The 5,348-nt window shown below is 67.9% G+C and carries 5 protein-coding genes; 3 read left to right on the forward strand and 2 right to left on the reverse strand.

The genetic code is table 11. The features are described 5' to 3' along the window. The first annotated feature begins 577 nt into the window (after positions 1-577). Both VD972_RS45460 and VD972_RS11410 read left to right on the forward strand, forming a co-directional pair. The gene (locus VD972_RS45460) at positions 578-1,153 is read left to right on the forward strand and encodes a hypothetical protein (RefSeq protein WP_414654048.1); all 576 of its coding nucleotides are present in this window, start codon (positions 578-580) and stop codon (positions 1,151-1,153) included. An 8-nt stretch (positions 1,154-1,161) separates the two neighbouring features. Beyond that, a complete protein-coding gene (locus VD972_RS11410) occupies positions 1,162-1,761 on the forward strand; it encodes an ankyrin repeat domain-containing protein (protein ID WP_324985220.1) in 600 nt (199 codons plus the stop codon). A 143-nt stretch (positions 1,762-1,904) separates the two neighbouring features. Here VD972_RS11410 and VD972_RS11415 read toward each other — a convergent pair whose 3' ends face one another. Next, complete coding sequence (locus tag VD972_RS11415; protein WP_324985223.1) at positions 1,905-2,390, reverse strand: cupin domain-containing protein; 486 nt, start codon at positions 2,388-2,390, stop codon at positions 1,905-1,907. Positions 2,391-2,488: 98 nt separating this feature from the next. Continuing rightward, on the reverse strand, positions 2,489-3,763 hold the full coding sequence (locus tag VD972_RS11420; protein WP_324985226.1) for a DEAD/DEAH box helicase: 1,275 nt from the start codon (positions 3,761-3,763) through the stop codon (positions 2,489-2,491). Positions 3,764-3,888: 125 nt separating this feature from the next. On the opposite strand from VD972_RS11420, the gene hflX reads away from it, so the two are divergent. Next, positions 3,889-5,289, forward strand: coding sequence for a GTPase HflX (hflX, locus tag VD972_RS11425; protein ID WP_324985229.1), 1,401 nt, complete (start codon positions 3,889-3,891; stop codon positions 5,287-5,289). Positions 5,290-5,348 lie beyond the last annotated feature (59 nt).

The following is a 5,348-nucleotide window of genomic DNA, read 5'->3' on the forward strand; positions in this document are numbered from 1 at the left end:
AACGCATAGGAGAACTCCCCGTGAGAGAAATGGCCCCCTCGGGTCGCTGGGGGTGAAGGGGGGGCGGGCGTAGTCAAAATCGGCACATTTCCAGCGCTACCGCACAAGTTCAGCCCCACGACCGGTGGCCCGTGTGCGCAACACGCGCCCGGAAGGGGTGAGGCTTGAAGCGGGGCCGGTGTCCAGCGGGCCGAGGCTGGGGCTGACTGTTGGAGCGTGCTGACAGGCTTCCGAGTCGCCCCTCCGCACTTGACCCGCAGCCCCCCTTGATTGAAGGAAGGACGTGCCCTTGAACGTGCGAACCTGCAGCGTGCTCCTGGTCTTCGTCGCAGCCTGCGCTACGACTGAGTCGAACCCGAGAGACCCGGTGGCCGACAACCCGAGGATCGCCAACCTGGAGAGAGCGGCGGCGCTGCCCTGGACGGACGAGGGGCAATGCGTGGTCCAAGAAGCCTACCAGCCATGGGAGGAGGTAGCGGCGAGGTGCATTCACACGCTCGACAGACGGAAGGTCCGACTCCAGGACCCCGAGAGGAAATGCTCGGTGGCCGCTGCGGGCGCAGTCGCCGTGCCCGTCATGGTCGCCGCCTGCCTGTTGTCGCAGCCCCTGGTGGTGGGAGCGGTGATCGTCATCGGTACGGTGGTGGTGGCCGCCGCCATCAAAGCGGAGTTGGATGAGCATGCGCGTCGGCGGAGGGCGGACCGCGAGGCAGAAGCCTCCCGTCAGGCTGAGCGACCCGGGCCGACAACGCAGCCCTCTCCGGAGAAGGGACCCTCGGCGAACCGAAGGTCCGTCCCGGTTCCCCAGCCAATACCAGATCCTACAGAGATACCTCTTGCTCGACCAAAGGATAAGATTTGCGATGATGAAACATATGATGCACTGAGTCAGCGGTACAAGCGTTTGTGCAAGGAAACTGGCCAAATGTCTTGCAGCAGGAGCAGCCTTGGAAGAAGGCAATACGCTGAACTCCAATGTCCTGAAGCGTTGGAGCGGCTCGCCAAGCAAGATGCCTGTCTCAAAGCTCGATTGGCCATACAGAGAGAGTGCTTTGGATCGATTGATGCGCGTCATCTCGTTCCGCTTGAGGAACACGCGCGCGGGGTAGAGAATTGCAGGCAATCGGTGGGTGAGAAATGTCGACAACCTTGAGTGGGAGAATGTCCGAGGCCGCGTTGCTTGCTGCGATTGAAAGGGGGGACGAGGTTGAGGTCGAGAAACTTCTTGCGCAAGGAGTCGATCCGAATTGCCAAACGGAAGATGGCTGGCCAGCATTGTTTCTGGCCGTGGATGAGGGAATGCCAGGGGTAGTTCGTGCATTGCTGGATCATGGGGTCGACTCGAACTCTCAGATGCAGGGAGATCCTGCTCTCCTGGTCGCCGCGTTTCGCGGCCACGCGGCTATCGCGCAGCTATTGGTGGAGCGCGGCGCTCACGTGAATGTTCGTGGCAGCGAAGGAGATATGCCGCTCAAGGTGGCTGCAGAGCGGGGGGATCGTGAGATGGTTCGACTCTTGCTGGAGGCGGGGGCTGACCCAAGGAGTGTGGGCGGTATCGACGGTATGACGGCACTGGGTGCTGCAGCAGAGTCAGGGCATGCCGAAGTAGTGCAGCTACTCCTCGAAAAAGGGGGCGATGTTCACCAGCGGGATGCCTATTACGAGACAGCTCTCCAGGGCGTTCTGCTCAAGAACGCGCGCGCTCCCGACGAGCGGCTTGAGAAGGTCATCCGGATTCTGCGCCAAGCCGGCGCTACGTGATGGCATGAGCTAGTGGAACAAGGGCGGCGGTAGGGTTCCGGCTGGCGGGCTGCACCCATGAAGGCGGCGGGAATCGAACCCGCATCAAGGCGATGGAGTCAGGCACCCTCTACGACATCCTCCGGGTCCACACCCTCACTCCGTCAGTGCGTCCAGTGGCGCCCGGGATCGTTGCGGTGGAGGTACTCGTCGTACTCGCTATCCTCGGGATAGAGGACGCGATCGACGTTACGGCGGCGCTCCCCGACGCAGAGCAGGAGGCACTCGCGCGCGCTGTGGTTCACGAAGCAGTGCGCGATGCCCGTCCCTGACGGGAAGCTGATGGTGTGGCCGACGCGCAGCGGGAGCTCCCGAGCCTCGACCGCGCCCGGCTCGAGCAGGCGCACGTGACATTCACCCTTGAGGACGTAGATGAGCTCCTCCTCGTGGGAGTGCGCGTGTGTGAAGCTGGTGCGGCGGCCCGGCGGCAGGCGCTCCTGCCGCAGCCCGAGCCGCTCGCTCCCCGCTGCCTTGCCCAGGTTTCGCCAGAAAGAGAGCTTCTCGCCGTCAAAGGGCGCTGGATAGACCCCCTCCTCTTCGGGGACGTCGAGGGAGTGAACGACGAAGGCAGCCAAGGGTGGCGAAGTCATCCCGGCAACCTATCGCTGGACAAGCGGCCCGTCGCGCTGAGCGGACACGGAGGTCAGGACAGGGAAGCATCACGGCTCGGCCATAGGGAGGAGCCGCGCTACGACTTGCGCGTGGGCCCCCTTGCAGCAGCGGCTGCCGCCTCCCGCAGCTTGTCCTTCTTGCTCTTGCGCTTGCCCTTCACGCCGCCGTGCGGGTCCAGCGCCGGCGGGGTGAGCTCGGTCGGCTCGAACCCCGCGATGCGCTCCCGCGGAAGCGCGAGGTGGTGACGGCGCTCGATGAGTCGGAAGTGGGCCTCGGTGCTCGCGGTAACAAAGTTGACCGCCACGCCGGCCTTTCCCGCCCGGCCCGTGCGCCCGATGCGGTGCAGATAGTCCACGGTGGAGCGCGGCAGATCATAGTTCACCACCGCGGGCAGGTGAGCGATGTCCAGACCGCGGGCCGCCACGTCCGTGGCGACGAGCACCTTCACGCGCCGGGCCTGGAAGTCCGCGAGCGCCTGCGTGCGCGCGCCCTGGCTCAGCTCGCCGTGCAGGGCCGCCGCGAGGATGCCGGCGCGGTTCAGCTTCAGCGCGACGTGGTCTGCTCCATGGCGGCTCGCCACGAAGACGAGGACGTGGGACCACTCGTGCGTCTCGAGGAGCCGGCGCAGCAGCAGCGTGCGCTTGTCCGTGTCCACCTCGATGGCGCGCTGCTCGATGGCGGGCAGGGCCTCAGGCGCGCCAGCGGGCGGCTCGGACGCCTCCACGCTGATGCGGGTGGGCTCGTGAAGGAGCTGCGCCGCAAGCGTCTGCACCGCCTGCGGGAAGGTTGCGGAGAAGAGCAGGTTCTGCCGGCGGGCGGGCAGCAGCGCCAGCAGGCGCGTGAGCTCGTCGGCGAAGCCTAGAGAGAGGAGCCGGTCGGCCTCGTCGAGCACCAGCGTCTCCACCGAGGAGAGCCTCAGCGCGTTCTGCTTCGCGAGGTCCAGCGCGCGTCCGGGCGTCGCCACCACCAGGTCCGCGCCACCGCGCAGCGCCATCATCTGGGGATTGGCCGAGACTCCACCTACCGCGAGACAGGTCTTCAGCGGCCTCGGCAGGTAGCGTCCATAGCGGCCCATCGCCTCGGAGATCTGCGCGGCGAGCTCGCGCGTGGGGACGAGCACGAGGACGCGCGCCTGCCTCGGCCCTCGGCCCGGGTGCGCACTCAGGGCATGCAGGAGGGGCAGGACGAACGCGGCGGTCTTCCCCGAGCCCGTCCGCGCGCAGGCCCACACGTCGCGGCCCCGCAGCACCGCGGGGATGGCCTCGCGCTGGACCGGCGTGGGCGCGTCATAGCCGAGGTCGGCCACGGCACGGGCGAGCGGCTCCGAGAGGCCGAGGGAAGTGAAGGTCATGGGCTGGCAGGTGGCAAGGGGGCGCGGAGACTATCCTGCCCGCGCATCCAATGACATCCAGGCGGGCAAGCGCTCGGGGCTTCGCGAGAAGGCCTCGAGCGGAGCGGCGTGTTATGAGCCTCCGCATGCTGAAGACCCACCCCGCCCGTCCTTGTGCCGTCCTTGTCGGCGTGCAGCTCCCCGGCGTCTCGGACGCGGAGCACACTGCGGACCTCGCGGAGCTCGCCCGGCTGGTGAAGACTCTGGGCTACGACGCGGTGGCGACCGTGAGCCAGCGCCGCGAGGGGCTGGCTTCCGGGACGGTGCTGGGCACCGGCAAGCTCAAGGAGCTGGCGCAGCTCACCGGCGGCAGCGGCGTCATCGCGTCCGGCGCGCAGGACCGGACCTCGAAGGCGCGCGAGCGCTGGGAGTCCGCGGACGCGTCCCTCGAGGAGCCCGAGGAGCCCGAGGAGCCCGAGGAAGAGGAGGCCGCACCGCCCGCGGAGGACGCCCCGGGCGAGGTGGCGCAGCGCCCCACGGTGGTCGTCGTGGACCACGAGCTCTCCCCGAGCCAGCTGCGCAACCTGGAGAAGGCCACCGGGGCGCAGGTGCTGGACCGCACGGGCGTCATCGTGGACATCTTCCACCGGCACGCGCGCAGCCACGAGGCGCGCATGCAGGTGGAGATCGCCCGGCTCAACTACCTGGCGCCCCGCCTGCGCGAGTCCACCGGAGGAAGGGAGCGGCAGCAGGGCCGTGGCGCCGGGGACTCCGCCGTGGAGCTCGACCGCCGAAAGATTCGCGATCGCCTCGCCGAGCTGCGCGAGGGGCTCGCCGCCATCCAGAAGGACCAGGACCAGCGCCGCTACGCGCGTCGCGACCAGCTGCGCGTGGCGCTGGTCGGCTACACCAACGCAGGCAAGTCCTCGCTGATGCGCGCACTGACGGGCAGTGAGGTGCTGGTGGCCGACCAGCTCTTCGCCACCCTCGACACCACGGTGCGGGCCCTGCAGCCAGAGAGCCGTCCGCGCGTGCTCGTCTCGGACACGGTGGGCTTCATCAAGAAGCTGCCGCACGATCTCGTGGCCTCCTTCCGCTCCACGTTGGACGAGGCGCTCGAGGCTTCGCTGCTGCTGTACGTGGTGGACGCGTCTGATCCCACCTGGGACGCGCAGCTGGAGGTCACCCGCACGGTGCTGCGGGAGATTGGCGCGGATGCCGTGCCGAGCCAGCTGCTCTTCAACAAGGTGGATCGGCTGGATGAGGCGGCACAGGAGGCGCTGCGCTCGCGCCACCCGGAGGCGCTGCTGCTCTCCGCGCACCGGCCGGAGGACGTGGGGCTGCTGCGCGAGCGCATCCTGCGCGCCTTCGCGACCTCCATGGTGGATGCGGACCTGGTGATTCCCTATGCCTCCCAGTCGCGTATCAGCGAGGTGTACGAGAACACGACGGTGCTCTCCGAGGCCTTCGATGAGAGCGGACGCAAGCTCCGCGTGCGCGGCCTGCCCGCAGCCATTGCGCGCCTCACGCAGGCCTTCGGAACCTGAGCGCCGTAGGCAGGCTCGAGGAGCTCGCGGCAGTAGGTATTACCGAAAGACGACTACCG

The organism is Hyalangium sp. (assembly GCF_035629615.1).
GTDB lineage: Bacteria > Myxococcota > Myxococcia > Myxococcales > Myxococcaceae > Hyalangium.